General features: G+C 62.4%; 18 protein-coding genes, 1 pseudogene and 1 CRISPR repeat array. Of the genes and pseudogenes, 14 read left to right on the top strand and 5 right to left on the bottom strand.

Features of this window, described 5'->3' with window-relative positions:
* The first annotated feature begins 135 nt into the window (after positions 1–135).
* From LH365_RS13855 to LH365_RS13795, 13 genes are all read left to right on the top strand, one after another.
* Positions 136–921, top strand: coding sequence for an SPOR domain-containing protein (locus LH365_RS13855; protein ID WP_226745949.1), 786 nt, complete (start codon positions 136–138; stop codon positions 919–921).
* Between the two features lie 14 nt (positions 922–935).
* Complete coding sequence (nagZ, locus tag LH365_RS13850; RefSeq protein WP_226745948.1) at positions 936–2,027, top strand: beta-N-acetylhexosaminidase; 1,092 nt, start codon at positions 936–938, stop codon at positions 2,025–2,027.
* A 3-nt stretch (positions 2,028–2,030) separates the two neighbouring features.
* Positions 2,031–2,900: a ScpA family protein gene (locus LH365_RS13845; RefSeq protein ID WP_226745947.1), complete on the top strand. Its 870-nt coding sequence runs from the start codon at positions 2,031–2,033 to the stop codon at positions 2,898–2,900.
* Entirely contained in the window at positions 2,897–3,592 is a 696-nt protein-coding gene (scpB, locus tag LH365_RS13840) for an SMC-Scp complex subunit ScpB (protein WP_226745946.1), read from the top strand. Before LH365_RS13845 ends, scpB begins: the two co-directional genes overlap by 4 nt.
* 106 nt (positions 3,593–3,698) lie before the next feature.
* Positions 3,699–3,902, top strand: coding sequence for a twin-arginine translocase TatA/TatE family subunit (locus LH365_RS13835; RefSeq protein WP_226745945.1), 204 nt, complete (start codon positions 3,699–3,701; stop codon positions 3,900–3,902).
* A gap of 87 nt (positions 3,903–3,989) precedes the next feature.
* A complete protein-coding gene (gene tatB / locus LH365_RS13830; RefSeq protein WP_226745944.1) occupies positions 3,990–4,559 on the top strand; it encodes a Sec-independent protein translocase protein TatB in 570 nt (189 codons plus the stop codon).
* Positions 4,556–5,446, top strand: coding sequence for a twin-arginine translocase subunit TatC (gene tatC / locus LH365_RS13825; protein WP_226745943.1), 891 nt, complete (start codon positions 4,556–4,558; stop codon positions 5,444–5,446). Before tatB ends, tatC begins: the two co-directional genes overlap by 4 nt.
* Positions 5,447–5,601: 155 nt before the next feature.
* Positions 5,602–7,041, top strand: coding sequence for a serine--tRNA ligase (gene serS, locus LH365_RS13820; RefSeq protein WP_226745942.1), 1,440 nt, complete (start codon positions 5,602–5,604; stop codon positions 7,039–7,041).
* A 121-nt stretch (positions 7,042–7,162) separates the two neighbouring features.
* The gene (locus tag LH365_RS13815) at positions 7,163–7,477 is read left to right on the top strand and encodes a hypothetical protein (protein WP_226745941.1); all 315 of its coding nucleotides are present in this window, start codon (positions 7,163–7,165) and stop codon (positions 7,475–7,477) included.
* A 146-nt stretch (positions 7,478–7,623) separates the two neighbouring features.
* Positions 7,624–8,034 (top strand): hypothetical protein, encoded by a 411-nt coding sequence (locus tag LH365_RS13810; protein ID WP_226745940.1) that lies wholly within the window; start codon positions 7,624–7,626, stop codon positions 8,032–8,034.
* A 68-nt stretch (positions 8,035–8,102) separates the two neighbouring features.
* Entirely contained in the window at positions 8,103–9,395 is a 1,293-nt protein-coding gene (locus LH365_RS13805; protein WP_226745939.1) for a TolC family protein, read from the top strand.
* Positions 9,392–10,651 carry an efflux RND transporter periplasmic adaptor subunit gene (locus LH365_RS13800; RefSeq protein WP_226745938.1) on the top strand — a complete coding sequence of 420 codons (1,260 nt, stop codon included), beginning with the start codon at positions 9,392–9,394 and terminating at the stop codon, positions 10,649–10,651. The genes LH365_RS13805 and LH365_RS13800 overlap by 4 nt, the downstream gene beginning before the upstream one ends.
* An 8-nt stretch (positions 10,652–10,659) precedes the next feature.
* Complete coding sequence (locus LH365_RS13795; protein ID WP_226745937.1) at positions 10,660–13,812, top strand: efflux RND transporter permease subunit; 3,153 nt, start codon at positions 10,660–10,662, stop codon at positions 13,810–13,812.
* A 129-nt stretch (positions 13,813–13,941) separates the two neighbouring features.
* Here the strand turns inward: LH365_RS13795 and LH365_RS13790 are convergent, their stop codons facing one another.
* The 4 genes from LH365_RS13790 to LH365_RS13775 form a co-directional block, all read right to left on the bottom strand.
* The gene (locus tag LH365_RS13790) at positions 13,942–15,144 is read right to left on the bottom strand and encodes a glutathionylspermidine synthase family protein (RefSeq protein ID WP_226745936.1); all 1,203 of its coding nucleotides are present in this window, start codon (positions 15,142–15,144) and stop codon (positions 13,942–13,944) included.
* 5 nt (positions 15,145–15,149) lie between these two features.
* Entirely contained in the window at positions 15,150–15,860 is a 711-nt protein-coding gene (locus tag LH365_RS13785) for a DUF1190 domain-containing protein (protein ID WP_226745935.1), read from the bottom strand.
* A gap of 13 nt (positions 15,861–15,873) precedes the next feature.
* Positions 15,874–16,287 carry a DUF350 domain-containing protein gene (locus tag LH365_RS13780; RefSeq protein WP_226746282.1) on the bottom strand — a complete coding sequence of 138 codons (414 nt, stop codon included), beginning with the start codon at positions 16,285–16,287 and terminating at the stop codon, positions 15,874–15,876.
* 92 nt (positions 16,288–16,379) lie between these two features.
* The gene (locus LH365_RS13775) at positions 16,380–19,250 is read right to left on the bottom strand and encodes a glycoside hydrolase family 127 protein (RefSeq protein ID WP_226745934.1); all 2,871 of its coding nucleotides are present in this window, start codon (positions 19,248–19,250) and stop codon (positions 16,380–16,382) included.
* A 424-nt stretch (positions 19,251–19,674) separates the two neighbouring features.
* On the opposite strand from LH365_RS13775, the pseudogene cas9 reads away from it, so the two are divergent.
* A pseudogene (cas9, locus tag LH365_RS18755) lies at positions 19,675–20,823 on the top strand (type II CRISPR RNA-guided endonuclease Cas9); the annotation flags it as partial.
* Between the two features lie 100 nt (positions 20,824–20,923).
* A CRISPR array of direct repeats spans positions 20,924–21,355; the repeat unit is 36 nt; unit sequence GGTTTAGCAGTTCAGAGATCGAGAGCCAACCGCAAC.
* A 1-nt stretch (position 21,356) separates the two neighbouring features.
* On the opposite strand, the gene LH365_RS13765 reads toward cas9, so the two are convergent.
* Complete coding sequence (locus LH365_RS13765; RefSeq protein ID WP_226745933.1) at positions 21,357–22,184, bottom strand: flagellin; 828 nt, start codon at positions 22,182–22,184, stop codon at positions 21,357–21,359.
* Positions 22,185–22,418: the final 234 nt, after the last annotated feature.

Below are 22,418 nucleotides of genomic sequence, written 5' to 3'. Positions count from 1 at the left end.
CTGCCAAAATAGCGTGCTTCGCTGTGCACGATTCGCCCGGCGGTTGGATGTTTGTTTTGTCGCGATATTATTGCCGAAAACCCCAAAGAAGCATCTTGGCACTTTTCGGCATATCGCTCAGAGGATTTTGAGGTCATGGTGGAAGAGAACGAACGCGGCACCTATACGCCTCCGACCGAGGACCATCTGAGCTATGGCCATCGCCGTCCCGCGCCCAGGCGCGACCAGACGCCGATCACCCTGATCGCCTCCTTCATCGTGCTGGTCGTGCTGCTGCTGGCCGTCGTGCTGTTCTATAATTCCGGCCTCAACACGCGTAAGGTCAGCGATGTCGGCGACCCCATCACCGCCTATAAGGACGGTAATATCGAGGAGGCCAAGCCGCTGAGCGACGAGGATCTGCTCGACCCGTCGGTCAATCAGGAAGCCCACACGTCAGGCACCGCCCCGATCTTCGCCAACGACGCCGAGGCCCCGCAGGCGCGCGAGACGGCTTCGGCGACCGCACCGGCGGGCAGCGCCAATGATAATCTCCTGCCTCCGGCCCAAACCACGCCCGCGGCCCCGCCCGCCGTCGCTCCGGCACAACAACCCGCCCCCGCCCCCGTCGTCGCCAAGCCTGCCGAAGCGGCCAAGGCCCCGGAAGTGAAAACGGACCCCAAGCCCGTCGCCGCTGCTTCGGGCGGCGCCTCGGTGCAGATCGGCGCCTTCTCGTCTCAGGCCATTGCCGACCGGGAATTTGCGGCCCTGGCCTCGTCCTATGGGCTGTTCGTCGGCGGCACCAGAAAAGTGGTGGAAAAGGTCGACCGCGACGGATCGACTTTTTATAGAACCTCCTTTAGCGGCTTTGCCTCCAAGGATAAGGCGCAGCAGTTCTGCAACGCGCTTAAATCGGCGGGCAAGACCTGTTTCGTGAAGTAAGAGTCCGGTAAAACATGCTGAATATCAAACAAAAAGCGAAAATATCAGCGGCCATCTACGGCTGCGCAGGGCTGGAGCTGACGGCCGCCGAACACGTCTTTTTCGCCGCCAAAAAGCCGCTGGGCTTCATTCTGTTCAAACGCAATATCGACACGCCGGAGCAGGTGCGCGCCCTGATCAATGCGCTGAAAGCCGCGGCCGGGCATCCGGACGTGCTGATCCTGGTCGATCAGGAAGGCGGCCGCGTGCAGCGCTTCAAGAGCCCGCACTGGCCGTCCTATCCGCCCGCCGCCGCCTATGAGGCCGTGGCCAATTCCGTTTTTGAGCAGCGCGAATATGTCCGCCTCGGGGCGCGCCTGATGGCGCACGACCTCAAGGCGCTGGGCGTCAATGTGGATTGCGCGCCTGTGCTCGACGTGCCGCAGGCCGGGACGCACGACGTGGTCGGCGACCGCGCCTATGGCGTCACCGCCGAGAGCGTCGCTGTGATGGGTCGCGCCGCTGCCGAGGGCCTGCTGGCCGGCGGCGTTCTGCCGGTGATCAAGCACGCGCCGGGTCATGGCCGCGCCACGGTCGACTCGCACAATGAACTGCCTGTCTTGAAGGCGCGCCGCGACGAACTGGACAAGGTCGATTTCCTGCCCTTCGCCGTCAATGCCGACATGCCGCTCGCCATGACGGCGCACGTCGTCTACACCGCGCTCGACCGCCGCAACCCGGCGACCACCTCCAAAAAGGTGATCAAGATCATCCGCGAAGAGATCGGGTTCGATGGCCTGCTGCTGACCGACGACATCGGCATGGGCGCGCTGAAAGGCCCCGCCGGGGGCCGGGCCCGCGCCGCCTTGCGCGCCGGTTGCGACATCGTCCTGCATTGCAGCGGCGATCTTGAGGAAATGAAGGCGGTTTCGCTGTTCGTGCCGCCGATCAAGGGCAAGACGCAGATCCGGCTGGACCGCGCTCTGGCGCGTCTCAAGCACAGGGTCGAACCGCTGAATCTCGATGAGGCCCGCGGCCGTTTGCAGGTCGTCCTGCACCGCCCGGTCGCCGTGCGCGAAGACTATGAGGATTTCGCCGATCCGACGGCCTATCAGGAGGCCTTCTAAGCCGTGGCCGTGCGCGGGGGCCGATCTGAAGGCTTTCTGCCGGGCCTTGAGAACGAGGTGTTTCAACACCGCCTCGACTTCAACGCCGACGCTGCGCCCGCGCCGGACATCGAGGCCGATGACGCCCTGCTGCTCGATCTCGACGGCTATGAAGGCCCGCTGCATGTGCTTCTGGAACTGGCGCGTCAGCAGAAGGTCGACCTTCTGAAAATCTCAATCACGCGGCTGGCCGAGCAGTATCTGGCCTTCATCCAGCAGGCACGGCGGCTGCGGTTTTCATTGGCCGCCGACTATCTGGTCATGGCCTCGTGGCTGGCCTATCTCAAGTCGCGTCTGCTGCTGCCCGTGCCGGAGCGCAAAAAGACCGACGAGCCGGAACCGGAAGAACTGGCCGCCGCCTTGGCCTTTCGCCTCAAAAAACTCGAAGCCATCCGCAAGGCGGTGGAGGCCATCACCTCGCGCCCGCAGTTGAAGCGCGACGTCTTTTCGCGCGGCGATCCGGAGGCGACGGTAATCCTGCCGTCCTCGCGCCTCGATGTGTCGCTGTTCGACCTGATGGGGGCCTATGTCACCCAGCGCCAGCGCGAAATCGCCCGCCATTACGACCCGACCATGCGCGTCGAGGCCTTCCCGCTGGAAGACGCGCGCGACCACCTGCGCGAGGTGCTGCCGCAACTGTCCGACTGGACGGCGCTCGATGAGATCGCGCCGCAGCCGGTGGGTGAGGGCGGTCCGCGCCGCGCCTCCTACGTCGCCTCGACCTTGTCGGCGGGGCTGGAACTGACCAAGGAGGGCCTGATGCAGGTCCAGCAGTTGGGTACGTTCGACACCCTGTACATGCGCCGCCGCCCGCCGCTGATGGAGGGACGATGACAATCGAAATTTCCACTGAATTTTCTGGCGAACTGTCCCCCAAACTCGATATCGAACGCGCCATCGAAGCGCTGCTGTTTGCCGCCGCCGCGCCGCTGTCCGCCGCCGATCTGGCGCGCCGCCTGCCCGAAGGGGCCGATGTCGGCAAGGCGCTGGCGGCGCTGAAAAGCCGCTATGCCGACCGCGGCGTGACGCTGGAGGTCGTGGCCGACAAGTGGCAGTTCCGCACCGCCGCCGACCTCGGTTACCTGATGGTCGAAGAGCGTGAGGAGCCGCGCCGCTTGTCGAAGGCCGCCCTGGAGACGCTGGCCATCATCGCCTATCATCAGCCCGTGACGCGCGCCGAGGTCGAGACGATTCGCGGCGTCGGCCTGTCGCGCGGCACGCTGGATGTTCTGCACGAGATGAATCTGATCCGCCTGCGCGGGCGCAGGCGCTCGCCGGGCCGCCCCGTGACCTACGGCACGACCGAGCATTTCCTTGAAGTCTTTTCCCTGCCCAGTCTGCACGACCTGCCCGGCGCCGCCGATATGCGCGCCGCGGGGCTGCTCGACCTCAATGTCCCAGCCGATTTTGTCATCCCTGAACCCGGCGGCGCGAAAGAGATCGAGGACGCCATCGGGCTCGACGACATGGAACAGGTCGAATTCGCGCAGGATTTCTTCGATAGCGCCGAAGGCGAACGGGATTAGGGGCTTATTTTCGCTTTGATGTGCGTCTACAATACGCCTATAAGAGGGAAACCTGTATCCGAAGGTGCGCTGTCAGAAGGTGGCGCCGTGCGTATGGAGATCTGACATGGGTAGCATGAGCATCTGGCACTGGGCCATTGTCGCGGTTGTCGCGCTGCTGCTGTTCGGCGGCCGTGGCAAGCTGTCGGGCCTGATGGGCGATGCCGCTAAGGGCATCAAGGCCTTCAAGGACGGCCTCAAGGACGAGGACGTCAAGAAGGACGAAGCCAAGGCCGAAACCAAGCCGGTCACGGACAAGGACGCGGCCTAAGCGTTTTTCGCTGTTTTCTGAGTGACCGCCTCTGCGCTTACGGGAGGCGGTTGTTTTTTCATGTTCTGACCCTAAGGCGTGATTTGAATGGTGCCCGGTATTGGGGGCTCTGAGCTCATACTGATTGCGGTCGTCGCCCTGATTGTGGTCGGCCCCAAGGATTTGCCGAAGCTGCTGCGGCAACTCGGTCGCTTCGTGGCCAAGATGCGCTCGATGGCCGACGAATTCCGCACCTCCTTCGACGACATGGCGCGCCAGTCCGAACTGGAAGACCTGCGCAAGGAGGTCGAAGCGCTGCGGTCGACCCAGACGCCGGTCATCGACGACATCCGCGAGGATATGCGCCGCATCGAAGGCGAGATCAACGACACCATCCCGCCCAAAGGGCATTACTATAGCGACAGCACGGATGTGCCATCGCCGGATGCCTATGACCATGCGCCGGACATAGACCCCGATTTCGGCAAACCGTCCCTGACCGATCCGCTGGACGAGGCGCCCGATCCCGCGCCGGAGCTGGCCACGACACCCGAAAAGAAGCCGCGCAAACCGCGTGCGAAGAAAACGGTGGAAGCCGCTGAAAGTATAGGCCTTGCGGCCGAGGCCAAGCCGAAGCGCAGCCGCCCCAAAAAGACGACTGAAACGATATCCTCATGAATGACCTGGTGACCAAAGACGAGCTTCACCCGGACGAAGCGGATATCGAATCCTCGCGCGCGCCGCTGATGGACCATTTGGTCGAACTGCGCTCGCGCCTGATCTGGATGGTGCTGGCCTTCGCCGCCGCCTTTATCCTGTGCTTCGCCTTCGCCGAGCCGATCTACATCTTCCTGACCCATCCCTATGAGATGGCCAACCGCATGTTTGAGGCCTCTCGCGCCCACGGCGGACACGGAGCCGGGCCGTTCGACCTGATCGAGATCATTCTGGGCCTGAAAGAGGTGCCGCTGGCCAAGAACGGCATTGCGCTGATCACCACGGCGCCGCTGGAATTTCTCTTCACCAAGATGAAGATGGCCGGCTTCGGCGCGGTTATCCTTAGCTTTCCCGTCATCGCCTGGCACGTCTATCGCTTCGTCGCGCCGGGCCTGTACAAGCGTGAGCGCATGGCCTTCCTGCCGTTTCTGATCGCCGCGCCGGTGCTGTTCGTCATGGGGGCGCTGCTCGTCTATTACATCATCCTGCCGATGGTGTTGTGGTTCTCCCTGAGCCAGCAGATTCTGGGGGCCGGGGCCGTTACGGTGCAACTGATGCCCAAGGTGTCGGAATATCTTTCCCTGGTCACCACGCTGATGCTGGCCTTTGGGGCCTGTTTTCAGTTGCCGATCGTGCTGACGCTGCTGGGCCTGACCGGTATGGTGTCGGCCAAGATGCTGGGCGAGGGCCGCCGCTACGCCATTTTGGGTATTGTCGTGGTCGCAGCCGTGGTTACGCCGCCGGACCCCATTTCGCAACTGATGCTGGCCATCCCGATCGTGCTTCTGTACGAAATCTCGATCCTGTGCGTGCGCGTGATCGAGTTCCGGCGGAAAGAGCCCGCCTGATTTCGCCCCCTCCGTCGCGGACTTGCGCCGCGCCACCTCCCCCGCTAAAGCAGGGGAGGAGATTCCGTCCCCTCATACTCCCTTGCGAGCCTCGGCGAAGCGGGGGAGGTGGCGCGCCAGTCGCGCCGGAGGGGGCTTAACTACAGGACCGTTCCATGCACGATATCAAAGCCTTACGCGAAACTCCTGAAGCCTATGTCAAGGGCTGGTCGTCGCGGGGCCGCGAGTCGGCTCAGGCCGATGTCGATGCGCTGCTGGCGCTGGATAAGGACCTGCGCGCCGCCAAGACGGCCTTTGAGACCAATCAGGCGCAGTTGAAGAAACTGTCCGGCGAAATCGGCAAGGCCAAGGCCCAGAAGGACGAGGCACGCGCCGCTGAACTCATGACCGAGGTCGAGGGCCTGAAAGGCGCGATTGCCGAGGCTCAGGAGGCCGAACGCGCCAAGGATGAGGCGTTGAAAAAGCTTCTGTCAGAGCTTCCGAATATCCCGTTTGAGGATGTGCCGCAGGGCGAAGACGAGAGCGGCAATGTCGAAATCCGAACCCACGGCGCGCCGAATATCCTCAGCTTCCCGGCCAAGGATCACGCTGATCTGGGTGAAGCGCTCAAGCTGATGGACTTTGAAGCGGCGGCCAAAATGTCCGGTTCGCGCTTTGTGGTGCTCAAGGGGCAACTGGCGCGTCTGGAGCGCGCCATCGGTCAGTGGATGCTCGACACCCAGACGACCGAGCACGGCTATCTGGAGGTTAATCCGCCGGTACTAGTGAAAAGCCATGCCTTATTTGGAACGGGCCAATTACCGAAGTTTGAAGAGGATTTGTTTGCCGCTACTAGCTACGACTGGGCTGATTACAAGCGCCAAGAAGAAGCTGCGCAAACGGAATTGGAACAAGCTATCAAGGGGAAACCGGAAGGCGATCAACGATTTGATGCAATTCTGGCCTGGGTAGAAAAGAATTTACCCAATCAGATTCTAGAAGCAATTGAACGTCGCCACTATTTAGTCCCTACCGCCGAAGTGTCCCTGACCAACCTTGTCCGCGAAGCCATCACGGCGGAAGAGGAACTGCCGCTGCGTCTGACCGCCCTGACCAACTGCTTCCGCGCCGAAGCCGGTTCAGCCGGCCGCGACACCAAGGGCATGATCCGTCAGCATCAGTTCCAGAAGGTCGAACTGGTCTCGATCACCACGCCGGAACAGTCTGCCGCCGAACACGAGCGCATGACCGAATGCGCCGAAGCCATCCTCAAGAAGCTGGGCTTAAGCTTCCGCACCATGCTGCTGTGCACCGGCGACATGGGATTCGGCGCGCGCAAGACCTATGACCTTGAGGTGTGGCTGCCGTCGCAGAACACCTATCGCGAAATCTCGTCCTGCTCGAACTGCGGCGACTTCCAGGCCCGCCGCATGGACGCCCGCACGCGCAAGGCCGGCGAAAAGGGCACGCGCTTCCTGCACACGCTGAACGGCTCCGGTCTGGCGGTCGGCCGCACGCTGGTGGCAATCATGGAAAACTATCAGGACGAGGGCGGCCGCATCGCCATTCCGGCGGTGTTGCAACCCTATATGGGCGGCCTGACCCACATCGGCTAAGAACAAAAACCCGGTGCAAATCGCCGGGTTTGTTCGTCTTTTCCGGGTGGTTAATTTCCCTCCCGATGGATTTTTTACTTTAAATAACGCTAGGCTCATCGATCGTCATCGAGTGAGCCCTATGCAAACACATCCGTCGTTGATCGAACGCACGGTAGGCGCCACGCTCTGCGCCTTCTCGCGTCAGGAAATGCCTTACGAAGAAGCCGAGATGGAACTGGTCGAGATCATCGCCAGTCAGATCGACGGCCGAACCGATTACGCCATGGCGGTGATCGGCTATTATGTCCGTGAGATGCTGAAAGCGCTTGCGGCCCATCAGGTGGTTCTGGCCGACGTTTTCGACGCCTTCGTCGATGCGGCAGCCGAGGCGGAATACGGCCATACGCACGCGGCGCTGAAGCTGTCGGAGCCCATATCGCGGCTACGCCATTAGCCTGTAGACCGCGAACCGATCGCGAATACAGATATTTGCGATGCTATGATACAGGCCGGTCCTCTCTGCTCAGAGTATAAAATAACGCCTTCTCAAAGGGCTGACGCTTGTCGTATGTTCGCGTGCAGAGAGGATACGCTGTCTTCATGCCCGATACGTCTCGCCCATGGCTGGCTCGCCTGATGACCCTCAGCACCTTGCTCTGCATGGTGGCTGTGGTGATGGCCGGTTTCGCCTCGGCGCAGGCGCGGGTGCATAATTTCGAGCATCAGGCCGTTGGCGACCGATTGCTGGCCGACGGCGGATGGATGGTAAGCTGTTCCGAAACAAGCGCCTCTTGTCATGGGCACCTGACGAGCGGCGAACCGACGGCCGGCGATAGGCTGGCGGTCCATCACCATCACCACAACAGCAGCGAAGTGTCTCAGGGGCTTGCCGCCAGTGGCGCAGGTGGCGCGTTCGTGCTCAACATGGCGCTCATCGATCTGCGTCCGGGCGTAGCGCACCCGCTGGTTGATCTGACCCCCGATCTTCCCTTCCAGCCGCCTCGCGCGTGAACGGTTTCGACTGACGTCTGAACGGCGCTTCGTGCGCCGTTTATCCGAACCTTTCACGTGAGGATTTCATGTATTTCCCCCCTATGCGCGGTCTCCGCGCTGCGCGCCCGCTCGCCTATGCGAGTGTGCTGGCGGCTTGCCTGACGCTGGCCGCTCCCCATTGGGCGTTTGCCCAATCGACACCCTTATCTCTGGCCGAGGCCATGACCCGCGCCGGGCGCGCCGACCCGACGCAGACAGCGACACAGCGTCGTCTGGAGGCCGCCGACGCCGGCATCCGTCAGGCCGGTGTGCGTCCGAGCCCAAGTGTGGGCATAGAGGCCGAGAACTTCCTTGGCTCCAGCCCTTATAACGGCCTGAATGCGACCGAATTTACCCTGACCTATCAGCAGACACTGGAGCGCAAATCGAAGCGCGAAGCCCGCGTCGGAGCGGCAGCGGCTGAAAAAGAGCTGGTCCGCGCCGAAGGCCGCGCCCGCACCTGGGCGGCAATGAACGCGGCCCAGTCGCTATGGATCGAAGCTGTCGCCGCCGAGGCCGAAATCGGCGTGGCGCGCGAACGCCTCAAGCTGGCCGAACAGTCTCAGGCAGAAATCAGCCGCCGCGTCAGCGCCGCGCGCGATCCCCTGTTCGCCGGGTCGCTGGCCGATGCGCACGTCGCCAGTGCCCGCATCGCGCGCGATCAGGCCGAGGCGACGGCGCGTCAGTTGAAGCGGCAACTGGCAGCCCTGTGGGGTGGCGGGGCGGATTTCGTGCTCGATGCGGCGGCGCTGGAAAACACCGGCGCGGCCACCCTTGAGCCGACCCTGACGGCGACGCCGGACATCGACGTTCTGCGCGCCCGTCAGCGCGCTTCGACGGCGCAAATCCGCGTCGAAAACACCCGCCGCGTGCAGGACCCGACGCTGTCGGCCGGCATCCGCCATTTCCGCGCCGACGGCTCGGTGGCGTTTCTGGTCGGCGGCTCCATTCCCCTGAACCGCTTCAACGACAATCGGGGAAATATCGACCGTAGCCGCGCCGAAGCCGAGGCCGCTTCCGCCGATATAGAGGCCGCCGAACGCTTCCGCGAGCGCGACATCGCCGCCGCCACGCTTCGCATGAACGCGCTGGCGCAGGAGGTGCGGCGTATCGATGCCGAGGTAATTCCGCTGGCCGAAAAAGCCGTGGCGCAGGTGCGTGAAGGCTTTGCGCGCGGTGGGTTCACCTATCGCGATGTCATTGGCGCGCAGGACACGCTGATGGCCGCGAAAGCCCGGCGCGTTGAGGTGCTGAAACAATTCCAGATCGAACAAACGAAGCGCGACCGCCTGAGCGGCAAGTGGGTCGCCCTGCTGCCGGACGCGGAGGCCGCCCGATGACCCAAACCTATACCCAAACCCGCCGGTTCGTATTGCTGGCCGCCGCGGGCCTGAGTGTCATGAGCTTGGTGGCCTGCGGCAAGCCGGCGACGAAAGACGAACATGGCGAGGGGGCTGGCGAAGATTTCGAGCGTGGTCCGCATAAGGGCCGTCTGCTGCGCAAGGGCGAATTTTCGCTGGAAGTGACGATCTTCGAGAGCGGCGTCGAGCCGGAGTTCCGTTTCTATCCCTACTGGCAGGAGAAGCCGCTCGATCCCAAATCGGTGACCGTCACGACGAAGCTGACGCGGCTGGGCGGCAAGGTCGACCGTTTCGCCTTCGCGGCGCAGGACGATTATCTGCGCGGGCAAGGCGTGGTTGAGGAACCGCATTCGTTCGATGTGCGAATCGACGCCAGCCATCGCGGGCAGGCCTATGCGTGGACCTACGCGTCCTACGAAGGCCGCACGACGATCACCCCGCAGGCCGCGACAGCGGCGGGCCTGACCGTCGCGGCGGTCGGACCGGCCACGCTGCTGGAGCGGCTGGATCTGGCCGGACGGGTGGAAACCAAGCCCGAAGGCCGCAGCGAAGTGCGCGCCTGGTATCCGGGGCGCATCATGGCCATGACCGTGGAACTGGGGCAGAGCGTGCGCAAGGGGCAGGTTATCGCCCGCGTGGAATCGAGCGAAAGCCTGCAAACCTATGCGATCCCGGCGCCGATTTCCGGCACCGTCATCGAAAAGAACGCCAATGTCGGCGGCGTCGCCTACGACTCGCCGCTGTACGTCATTGCCGATCCGAACGCCCTGCACGCGGAATTCTTCCTCTTCCCGCGCGACGCCGAAAAGGTGAGGGTGGGGCAGACGGTCGAGGTGCGCGCCCCTGGCGCGGCCACACCGGTCGTGGCCAAGGTCGAGGCCATCCTGCCCAGTATCGACGAGGCCACTCAGACCGTCATGGCGCATGTGCATCTGCCGGGCAGCAACGGCGGTATCTTCCGCTCCGGGCTGGGGATCGAAGGTAGCTTCCTTACGGGCGAGCAGAGCGTGCCTGTGGCCGTGCGGACCGAAGCCATCCAGACCTTCCGCGACAGGCCGGTCGTCTATACGCAGGTCGGCGACACCTATGAGGTGCGCATGATCGAGGTGGGACGGCAAACGCCCGAATGGACCGAGGTCTTAAGCGGCATCGAACCCGGCGACACCTACGTCGTCAAAGGTGCCTTCCTCATCCGCGCGGACATCGAAAAGTCCGGCGCGAGCCACGACCACTAAGGTGCCCCATGCTTGAGAAAATCATCACGCAGTCGATCCGGCACCGCTGGATCGTCATGATCGTCGTCGTCGCCCTCTCGGCCCTCGGCGTCTACAACTTCACCCGCCTGCCCATCGATGCCGTCCCCGACATCACCAATGTACAGGTCCAGATCAACACCGAAGCGCCCGGCTACTCGCCGCTGGAGGCCGAACAGCGCATCACCTTCCCCGTGGAAACGGCCATCGCCGGCTTGCCCGGTCTCGACTATACGCGTTCGATCTCGCGCTATGGCCTGTCGCAGGTGACGGTCGTCTTCAAGGAAGGCACCGACATCTATTTCGCGCGGCAACTCGTCAACGAGCGCGTGCAGTCGGTCAGGAGCCAGTTACCCGAAGGATCGGAGCCGCAACTGGGGCCGATCTCGACCGGGCTGGGCGAAATCTTCATGTACACGGTCGAGGCTGGGCCGGGCGCGCATAAGCCTGACGGTTCGGCCTATACGCCGGAAGACCTGCGCACGCTTCAGGATTGGGTCATCCGTCCGCAACTGCGCAACACGCCAGGCGTCACCGAGGTCAACACCATCGGCGGCTTCGAGCGTCAGTACCACGTCACGCCCTATCCGGAGCGGCTGTCGGCCTTCGGCCTGACCCTGACCGACGTCATTCAGGCGCTGGAAAAGAACAATGCCAATCGGGGCGCGGGCTATGTCGAAAAGAGCGGCGAACAATTCCTGGTCCGCGTGCCGGGGCAGGCCAACAGCATAGCCGACCTGTCTCAGATCGTTGTTCAGACCCGCATGGGCGTGCCCATCCGCATCGCCGATGTCGCCGATGTGGGGCTGGGTGAGGAATTGCGCACCGGCGCGGCGACGCAGAACGGCAAGGAGGTCGTGCTCGGTACGGTCTTCATGCTGATCGGTGAAAATTCGCGCACCGTGGCCAAAGCTGCCGCCGAAAAACTGGCGGAGGCCAGTAAATCCCTGCCGGAAGGCGTTGCGGCGGTGCCGATCTATGACCGCACGACGCTGGTCGAGCGCACCATTCAAACGATCGAAAAGAACCTCGCCGAAGGGGCTCTGCTGGTCATCGTCATCCTGTTCCTTCTGCTCGGCAATATCCGCGCGGCGATCATCACGGCGCTGGTCATTCCGGTGGCCATGCTGATGACCATTACCGGCATGGTTGAGAATAAGGTATCGGGGAATCTGATGTCGCTGGGGGCGCTCGACTTCGGTCTGATCGTCGACGGCGCCGTCATCATCATGGAAAACTGCCTGCGACGCTTTGCCGAGGCGCAACACCATTTCGGACGGCTTCTGACGCGCGAGGAACGCTTCGATCTGGCGTCCAAAGCCTCCGCAGAAGTCATAAAGCCGTCGCTGTTCGGCGTGCTGATCATCACCCTCGTTTACGTCCCGATCTTCGCTCTGTCGGGTGTCGAGGGCAAGATGTTCCACCCGATGGCGGCGACCGTCGTCATGGCGCTGGGGGCGGCTCTGCTACTGTCCCTGACCTTCGTGCCGGCGGCGGTGGCCATGTTCGTCACTAGCAAGGTGCAGGAGAAGGAAAGCTTCGTCATGCGCGGGGCGCGCCGCATCTACGAGCCGGCCTTGCGGCTGGCGATCAGGGCGCGTTACGCCGTGGTCGGCGCCGCCGTCGTACTGGTGATTTTGTCGGGATTCCTCGCTACGCGTCTGGGTACGGAGTTCATCCCGCAACTGGACGAAGGCGACATAGCGCTGCACGCCCTGCGTATCCCGGGCACCGGCCTGACCCAGTCGGTCCACATGCAGGCCGCCGTCGAGGCGCGTCTGAAACAGTTCCCGGAAGTGAAGCAGGTCTTTGCCAAGATCGGCACGGCGGAGGTCGCCACCGACCCCATGCCGCCCTCCGTGGCCGATACCTTCGTTATCCTCAAGGATCGCAAGGACTGGCCGAACCCCAGGGAGAGCAAGAACGGCCTTGTTGCGCGGATGCAGGCGGCGGTGGAAGAGGTGCCCGGCAATAATTACGAGTTCACACAGCCGATACAGATGCGCTTCAATGAGCTGATCTCCGGCGTGCGCTCGGACGTGGCGGTCAAGATATTCGGCGACGACCTCGATCGGTTGCTGAAGACCGGCAACGATATCGAGCGCGTCATGTCGGGCATACCGGGGGCTCAGGACGTCAAGGTCGAGCCGGTTTCCGGCCTGCCCATGCTGCAGATCACGCCGGATCGTGCCGCCATGGCCCGTCCCGGCCTGAGCATAAGCGACGTGCAGGAGGTGGTGTCCACGGCTCTGGGCGGCACGATGGCCGGTCAGATATTCGAGGGCGACCGCCGTTTCGACGTTATCGTGCGTCTGCCGGAAAGCCGGCGCGCCAATCTCGCCGAAATCGGCCGCCTGCGTATCCCGGTGGGCACGGATGCCGACGGCGGGCTGGGCTTCATCCCGCTTCAGGATGTAGCCCATATCGAGATGATCGACGGCCCCAACCAGATCAGCCGCGAGCAGGGCAAGCGCCGCGTCGTGGTCACGGCCAATGTGCGCGGCGCCGATCTCGGCACCTTCGTCACGGCCCTGCGCGGCCGGGTCGAGGCGCGGGTCAAGCTGCCCGAAGGCTACTGGATCAGCTATGGCGGCACCTTCGAGCAGATGACCTCGGCGGCCCAACGGCTTCAGATCGTCGTGCCGATCGCACTGGTCCTGATCGTCGGTCTGCTGTTCATGCTGTTCGGTTCGGTAAGGGACGCGCTGATCGTCTTTTCGGGCGTGCCGTTGGCGCTTACGGGCGGCATCGCGGCTCTGGCGTTGCGGGACATACCGCTGTCCATCTCGGCAGGGGTGGGCTTTATCGCGCTTTCGGGCGTAGCCGTGCTCAACGGCGTGGTGATGTTAAGCTTAATTAAAGCTTTGAGAGGTGAGGGCAGGCTTCTCGATCAGGCCATTATCGAAGGGGCGCTGACCCGTCTGCGCCCGGTGTTGATGACGGCGCTGGTGGCTTCGCTGGGCTTCGTGCCGATGGCTTTCAATGTCGGCGCGGGTTCCGAGGTTCAGCGTCCATTGGCCACGGTCGTCATCGGCGGCATCGTGTCGTCAACCATCCTGACCTTGCTGATCTTGCCGGCCTTGTATCGGATCGTTCACGGCCGTGAGCCCAAGACCGCAATGCTAAACGGGGGAGGCAACTGACGAACGCGTGTGATGCGAAACGGCCCGGCGGCGCAACGGTCGGGCCGTTTTACGCGCCACTATAATTCGCATAATAAAGATTATGAGAAATAATATATAGCCTGTCCCGGATACTATGGGGTATTACGTTCAAGCGAACTGATGCGGCACGAAGCGCGAGCGATCATCCGTAATGGCGTGGTCGCTCTCGCGGATGCCCATGCCCTGCGCTTCTCCGCCGATGACCCAGCTTCCGATCAAAGCATAGGTGCCTGAATCGTCATCGTGGAACAGGCTGGCGAAGGCCTGATAGACAAAGACGTTGTCGCCATAATTGCCTTCCGTCTGCTCGGCGGCGGACGCGTCTCCGACGCGAAAGACGGAGACGTTCTGCCCCTCGCGCCCCAGGGCCGGCTTGCGCACGAAGGCCTGTCCGGCCGCCCGAAAGGCCTCTTCGCCGCGCCGGGTATCGAGAAGGTACGGGCTGTCGGGATACAGCTCCCGCATCTTGACCATCAACAGCTTGTTGGCCAGCAGCATCTTCCACGCCGGCTCGAACAGGCGGATATTGTTCTTCAATACGGCATCGACAAGCCTTGGACCGTAATCGTCGGCCAGCAGCCAATCCCACGGATAGAGCTTGAACAACAGACGGATCGGCACATCGTCCTGATCGACAAAGGTACCACCCTCGGCTTCGCTGAAACCGATCTGATCAATGGGAACGAAGCTGACCTCAAGGCCGGCCTCGCGGGCCACGCTCTCGATATAGGCGACCGTGCCGGTATCCTCGTCATGGGGGAAGACGCAACTGACGTGCAGGACGGCCTGACGCTGTCGGACGCCCAGCAGGCCCGCGTCGCGCTCCGCCTTTAACGCCCGCATGCGCTCGACCAGCGCCCGGTGCATGTCGTTATACTGGTTCGTGGCCCCCGGCCCTGCGGTGTCCGTCAGCCACGTCCACTGGACGACCGCGCCTTCGAGCAGGCTGGTCGGGGTGTCGGCATTATATTCCAGCATCTTCGGCGCGCCTGAGCCGTCATAGGCGAAATCTATGCGGCCGTAGATGTCGCGCTCATTTGTCAGCCAGCTATGCTCGATTAACCGGATGGCCTCGGCATCGTAGCCATAGCTCGGCAGTTCCCCACCGGCGATAATCGCCCCGACGGCGGCCAGAGCCATCTGATGACAGGCCTCGGTCGCGTCGTGGATCGCCTCGATCTCCGCCTCGGTGAAGCGGTAGACCACGCCCTCGCTCCAGTAGGGTACATCGCCTGCCGTGTGCCACAGCATGCCCTCTGCTTCGACGCGCGCCTGCCAGTTCGGGCGCGATGGGACCAGACAGCGTTCCATGCGCTCTAGCCGCAGCAACTGCCGCGCGAGACCGACGACTTGCCGAAGCCGCCCCGCGAAGACGCCTGATAGCGGTTGTCCGACGAACCATAGGTGCCGCGCGCCGCATAGCCGCGACCGGAGGGGTCGCGCTGTACTTCCATATTCGCCGGCAATGTGTCCGTCGTGGGCGAGACCCGATAGCCCATTGGGCGCAACCCGCCCGCGCCGTAGCTTGAGACATCGCCGCGGCGGCTGACATAGACCGGATAGGCCCCGGAATGCCCGCCCCTTTCGCGTTCGCGCACATACTGGTTCTGCGACATGCGGTTCATGGCACTGGAAATCATGAAACCGGCCATGAGCGGCACGAACCAGCTACCGCCTGACGGATTGGCGCGGCTTTCGCAATTGCCGACGCCGTACTCGGCCTCGCACTGCTGTTTCGCCGTATAGCCCGGCTGCTGTTCCTGCCATTGCCAGGCCTCGGCGAAGGCCGTCTCGCACAGCTTGTCGTCGTCCTGCGCCGCCTTACACTCGTCCAGCGTCTTGTAAACGCTCATCTGTTCGGTCGCCGGCGGCGGAGGGGGTGCGGCGGGTTGCGGCGCGTCGCAGGCCGACAACATGGCCAGTGCCGACACGGTCCCGGCCAGCACGCCGACCCAGCGCGCCTTGCGGCGATTCAGGCTGGCCAGATAACCGGCGCGATAGGCCTTGGTGGAATTGTGCGTGGTCATGGTTCGATCCGCATCAATAGGACAGGGCCGAGGCGTTCAACATGCCCACGACCAGACTGAGGGCGGACAGGGCCAGAGCCGCGGCGATGCAGCCCTTCTCATTGGCGGGATCGGTCAGGCGCGCATAGAGCTTTTTCCAGAACAGACGGACGATCAGGTGCAGCAAAATCTGCGAGAGGATGCCGATACCGCCCCACAGGATCATGTCGCCGGCATTGAAGGTCGATTGCCCGACCGACTGAATCGGCAGGGCGAGCGCCAGACTGACGGCCAGAAAGTTGATGGCCACCGCGATATTGCCCTTGCGGATTTCCTCCAGCTCGCGAATCGGCGTCACCCACAGGTAAGCGGTTATGCCGAACAGCCAGACAACGAGACCCGTCCCCAGAAACATCAGATAGGCCGGCAGGTTGGCCAGAGATTCCACGTTGATCAACTCATTCCCCTTCTCTTTCAGCCTGATCTTCCGAAATGGAGGCCGATCATAGAGGGCAATGAGGCAGACGCAAGCGCCTTCGCTCAGGTCTGCGCTTTCATCCAGACGATGGATTCGACGCCTCGCGGTGTGCTGCGCGGTTTCGGAGCCGCGTGATCCGGGGCCGGTGTCGTCGCACCGGGGGCATAGTCGACAATGGCGCCCGGTGCGTATTCCACCGCCGGATCGCCGGCCGAAATAGTAGCCGTTTCGCCCACGCGGTTCATGCGCGCATAGTTGGGTACCGCCAGCATGGCCGAGCCGTCCTGCCAAGTCCCCGTCAACGCCATGACGCCGCCCAGCAGGTCGCCGCGCCACTGCGCCTTGACCGGTTTGGCGCTCAGCGGCTTGTCCAGAGAGGCCTGATCGGCGCGCTCGACATTGTAGACCAGCGGACCATAGGCCAGCGCCACGCGTCCGCGATCGGCCTCAATGCGCTCATCGGCATGGACGCGCTGCGGGGCCAGCGGCAGTTCCAGTTCGATGCGGTCGCCCGCTTCCCATTCGCGGGTGACGACGGCGTAGCCGTTTTCGATCTTCGGCGTTACGGCCTTGCCATTGACCCTGAAGCCGGTGAATCCGCTCACCTCTGGCGTCAGCGTATAGAGGGCGCTGGTCTTGCGGTTCGGGATGCGCACATGAACGCTGAAGGTGCGGGTCTGTTTGGGGTTGACGGTGATCGACACCGCCCCTTCCCACGGATAGTTGGTCTTCTGCACCATCTCGACATCGGTGCCCGCGATCTTGTCGACCATGATGGTCGAGCCGACGAACAGGTTGACGTAGATGCCGGCCTTGTCCTTCACATAGGTCCAGGTCGGCACCATCAGCAGGGTGCGCGGGATATTGCCGACGCAGCACGGGCAGACGTGCCATTGCGTGCGTTCGGAATTGATCAGCGGATTGGTGTAGGCGAAGCTGGTGCCATTAAGGTCCGTGGCCCCCAGCAGCGCATTATACATGGTCTGTTCGTACAGATCGGCGTATTTGGCGTCGCGATAGGCGAGGTTCAGCTTGTACTGGAAGAAGATCAGGCCCGCCGACGAGCAGGATTCGCAGTAGGCATTGTTGCGCAGGCTGTAATCGGCCCCGAAACCTTCGGCGGTTTCGCCCGACCCGATGCCGCCGGTGACGTAGTATTTGCGGTTGACGATATTGTCCCACAGCGACATGACCGCGCTCTGGTATTCGATGTCGCCGGTTTCTGCCGCGATGTCGGCCATGGCCGAATAGGAATAGACGGCGCGCACGGCGTGGCCCACGGCCTCGTATTGTTTTTCGGGCGGCAGGTGGCTTTGGTCGTATTCGTGTCCGCCCTTGCGCGATTCGAGCAGAAAGCGCGCCAGAGCGATATAGGCATCGCCGCGCCCGCCACCTTCCATGTCATTGACGAAGCGCCCGAAGCGCACCAGCGCCTGCTCCATCTCCTGATGGCCGTCGAACCATTCGATCTTGCCCGGACCGACATGGGCGACCCAGCAATCGGCCAGCTTTTTCGCGCCGTTATAGAGACGCAGGTCCTGACCGTCGGTCAGGGTGTAGTGGTTGATGGCCGACTCGATGAAATAGCCGGCGATATAGCCTTCGTGGTCGGCGCGGTGGGCGGGGTCCCAGCGCTTGTCCCATGCGCCCGGCGCGGCCAAGGTCTTGGCGGTTTGCAGGTAACCGTCCGACTCCTGCGCCGCAATGATGGGCGGAATCCAGCGTTCAAGCGTCGCTTTCATCTTCGCCTGCGCCGCGATCATTTCCTTATCGCCCTTGGGATCTACCATCAGCGCGATGCACATGGCCTCGACCGTCTGAAGCACCCAGGCGTTCGAGAAGACGAGGCCCTTGTGCGGGGCGTGCGGCTCGCCGCGATTGGCCTTGGCCGCCTCGATGAAGTTGTCGATACCGCCCTGCCCCGTCGGCAGATCGGTGCGCTCGCAATAGTCGATGCAGTGGGGAATCCAGTTGACGATCAGCGCCTTGGCCCGCGCGTTCCACAGCGGGCTGTCGAGGCTGTAGCGGCGGGTATAGACGACGTCGAGGCGCTCTTTCGGCGGACCGGCCTGCGCCCGCACGCGGATGCGCGAGGTCGAGACGCGGGTGTCGGAATGAGCGGCCAGCTCCAGCTCGTAGTCGCCGGGGGCGGAAAAGGTCGCGGTCGTGTCGGTCTCCAGCGCATTGGCGAAATTGACCTGCCCCGGACCGGAGATCTTGCGCCAGATATGGCCTGTTTCCGGGCCTGTTTTGAGGAACTCGGCCTTGCCCATCAGATAGGTCTTGCCGCCCAGAATGACGGTGCGATCGACGCCCGCCGCCACTGCCGGGGCAAAGGCCGGGATGGGCCCGACGCTATGGACCTGCCATTCGAGCACGCCGGTCGACAGCTTGCCGTCCGAGACGATCTCAAGACGCAGCTTGTCGGTCCTGACCTCATCAAAGGTGGTGGTGTTGAAGCGATCCTTGGCCACGCCCAGACCCTTGGCGTTCTTTACCGGCACGAAGGCCGCGCCGTCCCAGTACAATAGGCGGCACGATTTCGGCGCGCCCACGCCCTGCCCGTCGATCCACCAATAGACATCGATCTTGTTGGTGCTGACCGGCTGGCTCCAGTCGTACTGAACCCATTCCGTGCCAGTCCTGGGCCAGTTGCCGTAGGCGGTGGCGGCATTGTCGGCGGAGTTTTTCGGCGCAACCCCGTCATTGAGCGCCGTCAGCTTGCCGTCGCCCGACATGAAGGAGGTCGAAGGCACGGCGACCTTGGCCAGATTGACGACGGTTGTGTCGGCGACCGCCTGCGTGGTCAGCCCCAATCCACCGATCACCGATCCGGCGGCGACACCCGACAGGAAGCCGCGACGGGCGACACAGGCGCAGTGTTTCCGGCAGATATGAGCGTCGGAACGGTCAACGGCAAAGGGGCGGATCATGGTCTGTGCCTCGGGCAAATCATTCTTGTATATTGTATACAAAAAATGAATTTGAATGGCCAGACAATTTAATTTCGACCGCGCAGATGGAAGGCCCCTGCATCGCCGATGGGACGATCATCACCAGAGGTACTCAGCGCGATCGGGCAAACAAAAAGGCGAGGCCGTAGCCTCGCCCTTATTTGGTGCAATCAAGCTGCTTGTTAACAGCTGGCTCGCGATCTCTGTATGCCTTAATTACATCGATTTGGGCGGCTTGTCAATAGTTGCAACTTTGGGCGCAATATGTAACCGATATATAATCGCAAAAATTGCATAAGGGGCGGAAAATGCGGAGATTAGGTCTTGATATCGGTACGAACAGCATCGGCTGGTGTCTGATCGAAGACAATAAACGCATTGTCGATGTGGGCGTCCGGACGAGATCGTCGTCGAACTGGCCCGCGAACTGAACCTCAGCGACGACGACAAGAAAAAGCACGAGCAACGCATCCGCAAGGACACCCAGGCCGCTATCGCACGCGGCAAGTTGCTGGAGGAAGAAGGATTCCGCGATAACGGCAGCAATCGCGCCCTGCTGAAGCAATGGGAGGAACTCAATCCCTCCAATGCACTGGACCGCCGCTGCCCCTACTGCGCCCAACAAATCGGCATTAAAATGTTGTTTTCAGACGAAGCCAACATCGACCATATCATCCCCTATTCGCAGTCCCTCGACGACAGCGCCGCCAACAAGGTCGTGGCGCACCGTCATTGCAATTTCGCCAAGGGCAACAAGACGCCTTATGAGAAATGGGGCCACGACGAAAAGCGCTGGGACATTATTTCCAACCAGATCACCCGCCTGCACAAGTCCAAGCAGTGGCGTTTCGGGCCGGACGCCCGCGAACGCCTTGACAAGGACGGCGGCTTCATCGCGAGGCAACTGACCGATACGCAATACCTGTCGCGGATTGCGCGGAAATACCTGTCCAGCTTGTATGCACCCGATGAAGGCACCTGCGTTTACGTTGCTACGGGGCGCATGACCGCCCTGCTGCGCCGGGTCTGGGGACTGAACAGTCTGCTGCCCGACCATAACTACGTCGACAACATGCACTCCAACGCGCCGAAAAACCGGCTCGACCATCGCCACCACGCTATCGATGGTGCGGTGATGGCCGTGACGACGCGCTCCATGCTGCAAAAGATCGCGACCGCTGCCGGGCGCGCGGAAAACCTCGACCTCGACAAGATGTTCGAAGGACTGGAGCCGCCGTGGGAGGGCTTCCGCGACGAATTGCGCGACAAGCTGATGGCCGTCACGGTCAGCCACAAACCCGACCACGGCCGCAAGGGCAAGCCATCGAAGCACCGGGATGTCACGGCAGGCCGACTGCATAACGACACGGCCTATGGGCTGACAAGCGAGATGAGCGCCGACGGCAAGACGCCTATCGTCGTCCACCGCGTGCCGCTGATGAGTCTCAAACCCGCGGATATCGCCGATCCTGCGCGTATCCCTGACGCGACTCTGCGCGACGCCCTGTGGGAAGCGACGCGTGATCTGACGGGCAAACCGTTCGAGGCGGCGCTGGCCAGGATCGCCAAAGAGGGCATCGACAAAAAGGACAAAAACGGCAACCGCCTGTTCAAGGGGCTGCGTCATGTGCGCGTGCGCGAACCGCTGAATGTTATTAGCAGTTCAGAGATCGAGAGCCAACCGCAACTGAACGCGCTCCATGCCCTCGGCCCACCTGGGTTTAGCAGTTCAGAGATCGAGAGCCAACCGCAACACCCTTCAGGCAATGTGACGCGTCCTTCGTGGTTTAGCAGTTCAGAGATCGAGAGCCAACCGCAACTCGGCCACCCACTGCCCGGCCAGCGGCGCCGGTTTAGCAGTTCAGAGATCGAGAGCCAACCGCAACTCAACGCGGTCTTATGAAGAGTATGGGAACGGTTTAGCAGTTCAGAGATCGAGAGCCAACCGCAACGCAGGCGGGTAATCGTCGTAGAGCTTCAAGGGTTTAGCAGTTCAGAGATCGAGAGCCAACCGCAACGCAACAGGTCCGCATCAGTCGCCGGAAGGTGGTTTAGCAGTTCAGAGATCGAGAGCCAATTGCGGGATCACCGTCCGAACAGTTGCAACAGATAATCATGAGAGCGGTTGGCGATGGCGAGGGTCTGGATCGCCAGTTGCTGCTTAATCTGAAGTGCCTGAAGCTTGGTGCTTTCCTTGGCCATATCGGCATCGACCATCCGCCCGATGCTGGCCTCCATCGTGTCCTGAAGCTTGCCGATGAAGACAGTGTGCCGGTCCAACGATTGCGCCGATGTCCCCAGTCGCGTCAGCGCGCCCGAAACATTATTGATCGAAGCCTCAAGCGTCCCGATCAGACTTTGCGCCGAAGCGGCGCTCGAAAAGGTCGCCGCGGCGCTCAGGGTGATGATCCCTCCCCCCAGTGACAGATTCTGCGCCTTGACCGTCAGATGGTCGGTGCCCTCGGCATTGGCCAGCGCGGCGATCGAGCCGCGCGAGCCGTCGAGCAAATTGATGCCGTTAAAACCGGCATTCTTCAGTGCGCGGGTGATCTGGTTGCGGATGGCCTCGAAATCCGACTTCAGCGCATTGCGGCTGGCGGTATTGAGCGAGGTGTCTGACGCCTCCAGCGCCTTTTCGCGCAGTTCCGAGAGCATGTCGGAAATGTTCTCGCCGGCCGTCAGCGCCACATCGACGACCGAGGCATTGCGCGACAGCGACTCCTTGACGACATCGAGCGAACGGAGTTTGGAACGCTGCATCTGGGCAATGGCCCAGGTCGAGCCGTCATCGCGGGCGCTGGCGATTTTCAACCCGGTCGAGATATGGTTCTGCGTCGCGATCAATTCGGCCGAGATCGCATTCAGATTCCGCAGAGCCGTCATGGCCCCGACATTGGTGTTGATGGAGTTCACTTCCGTGAGTCCCCTATCGTGTGATCGCCGACCTTCTGTCGGGCGATGGCGTCGCCGCTCCACCCCAGATTGACGGCAAAGATTTAAACCGGCCTTAATGATCGACGTTGCAAAAACCTGCGTTTTTAATTTTAAAATATTGTTTTCATACTTGAATAAGGCGTGACAAGCTTGTATCGGCAAAGGGTCGGCGCTTTGCGCCGTTGCCCTTATGGGTATTTTCCTCCCTGTTTG

This window comes from Asticcacaulis sp. AND118, assembly GCF_020535245.1.
Taxonomy (GTDB): domain Bacteria; phylum Pseudomonadota; class Alphaproteobacteria; order Caulobacterales; family Caulobacteraceae; genus Asticcacaulis.
Note: the sequence above shows the minus strand (reverse complement) of the source record. Positions and strands in the feature narration are given on the sequence as shown.

What these genes read in the sequence shown, in the direction of transcription:
- LH365_RS13785 (WP_226745935.1), bottom strand. Translation starts at nt 15,860, where the DNA reads ATGACCACGCACAATTCCACCAAGGCCTATCGCGCCGGTTATCTGGCC.
- LH365_RS13815 (WP_226745941.1), top strand. Translation starts at nt 7,163, where the DNA reads ATGCAAACACATCCGTCGTTGATCGAACGCACGGTAGGCGCCACGCTC.
- LH365_RS13790 (WP_226745936.1), bottom strand. Translation starts at nt 15,144, where the DNA reads ATGGAACGCTGTCTGGTCCCATCGCGCCCGAACTGGCAGGCGCGCGTC.
- scpB (WP_226745946.1), top strand. Translation starts at nt 2,897, where the DNA reads ATGACAATCGAAATTTCCACTGAATTTTCTGGCGAACTGTCCCCCAAA.
- nagZ (WP_226745948.1), top strand. Translation starts at nt 936, where the DNA reads ATGCTGAATATCAAACAAAAAGCGAAAATATCAGCGGCCATCTACGGC.
- LH365_RS13810 (WP_226745940.1), top strand. Translation starts at nt 7,624, where the DNA reads ATGCCCGATACGTCTCGCCCATGGCTGGCTCGCCTGATGACCCTCAGC.
- LH365_RS13855 (WP_226745949.1), top strand. Translation starts at nt 136, where the DNA reads ATGGTGGAAGAGAACGAACGCGGCACCTATACGCCTCCGACCGAGGAC.
- serS (WP_226745942.1), top strand. Translation starts at nt 5,602, where the DNA reads ATGCACGATATCAAAGCCTTACGCGAAACTCCTGAAGCCTATGTCAAG.
- tatC (WP_226745943.1), top strand. Translation starts at nt 4,556, where the DNA reads ATGAATGACCTGGTGACCAAAGACGAGCTTCACCCGGACGAAGCGGAT.
- LH365_RS13805 (WP_226745939.1), top strand. Translation starts at nt 8,103, where the DNA reads ATGTATTTCCCCCCTATGCGCGGTCTCCGCGCTGCGCGCCCGCTCGCC.
- LH365_RS13795 (WP_226745937.1), top strand. Translation starts at nt 10,660, where the DNA reads ATGCTTGAGAAAATCATCACGCAGTCGATCCGGCACCGCTGGATCGTC.
- LH365_RS13775 (WP_226745934.1), bottom strand. Translation starts at nt 19,250, where the DNA reads ATGATCCGCCCCTTTGCCGTTGACCGTTCCGACGCTCATATCTGCCGG.
- tatB (WP_226745944.1), top strand. Translation starts at nt 3,990, where the DNA reads ATGGTGCCCGGTATTGGGGGCTCTGAGCTCATACTGATTGCGGTCGTC.
- LH365_RS13835 (WP_226745945.1), top strand. Translation starts at nt 3,699, where the DNA reads ATGGGTAGCATGAGCATCTGGCACTGGGCCATTGTCGCGGTTGTCGCG.
- LH365_RS13800 (WP_226745938.1), top strand. Translation starts at nt 9,392, where the DNA reads ATGACCCAAACCTATACCCAAACCCGCCGGTTCGTATTGCTGGCCGCC.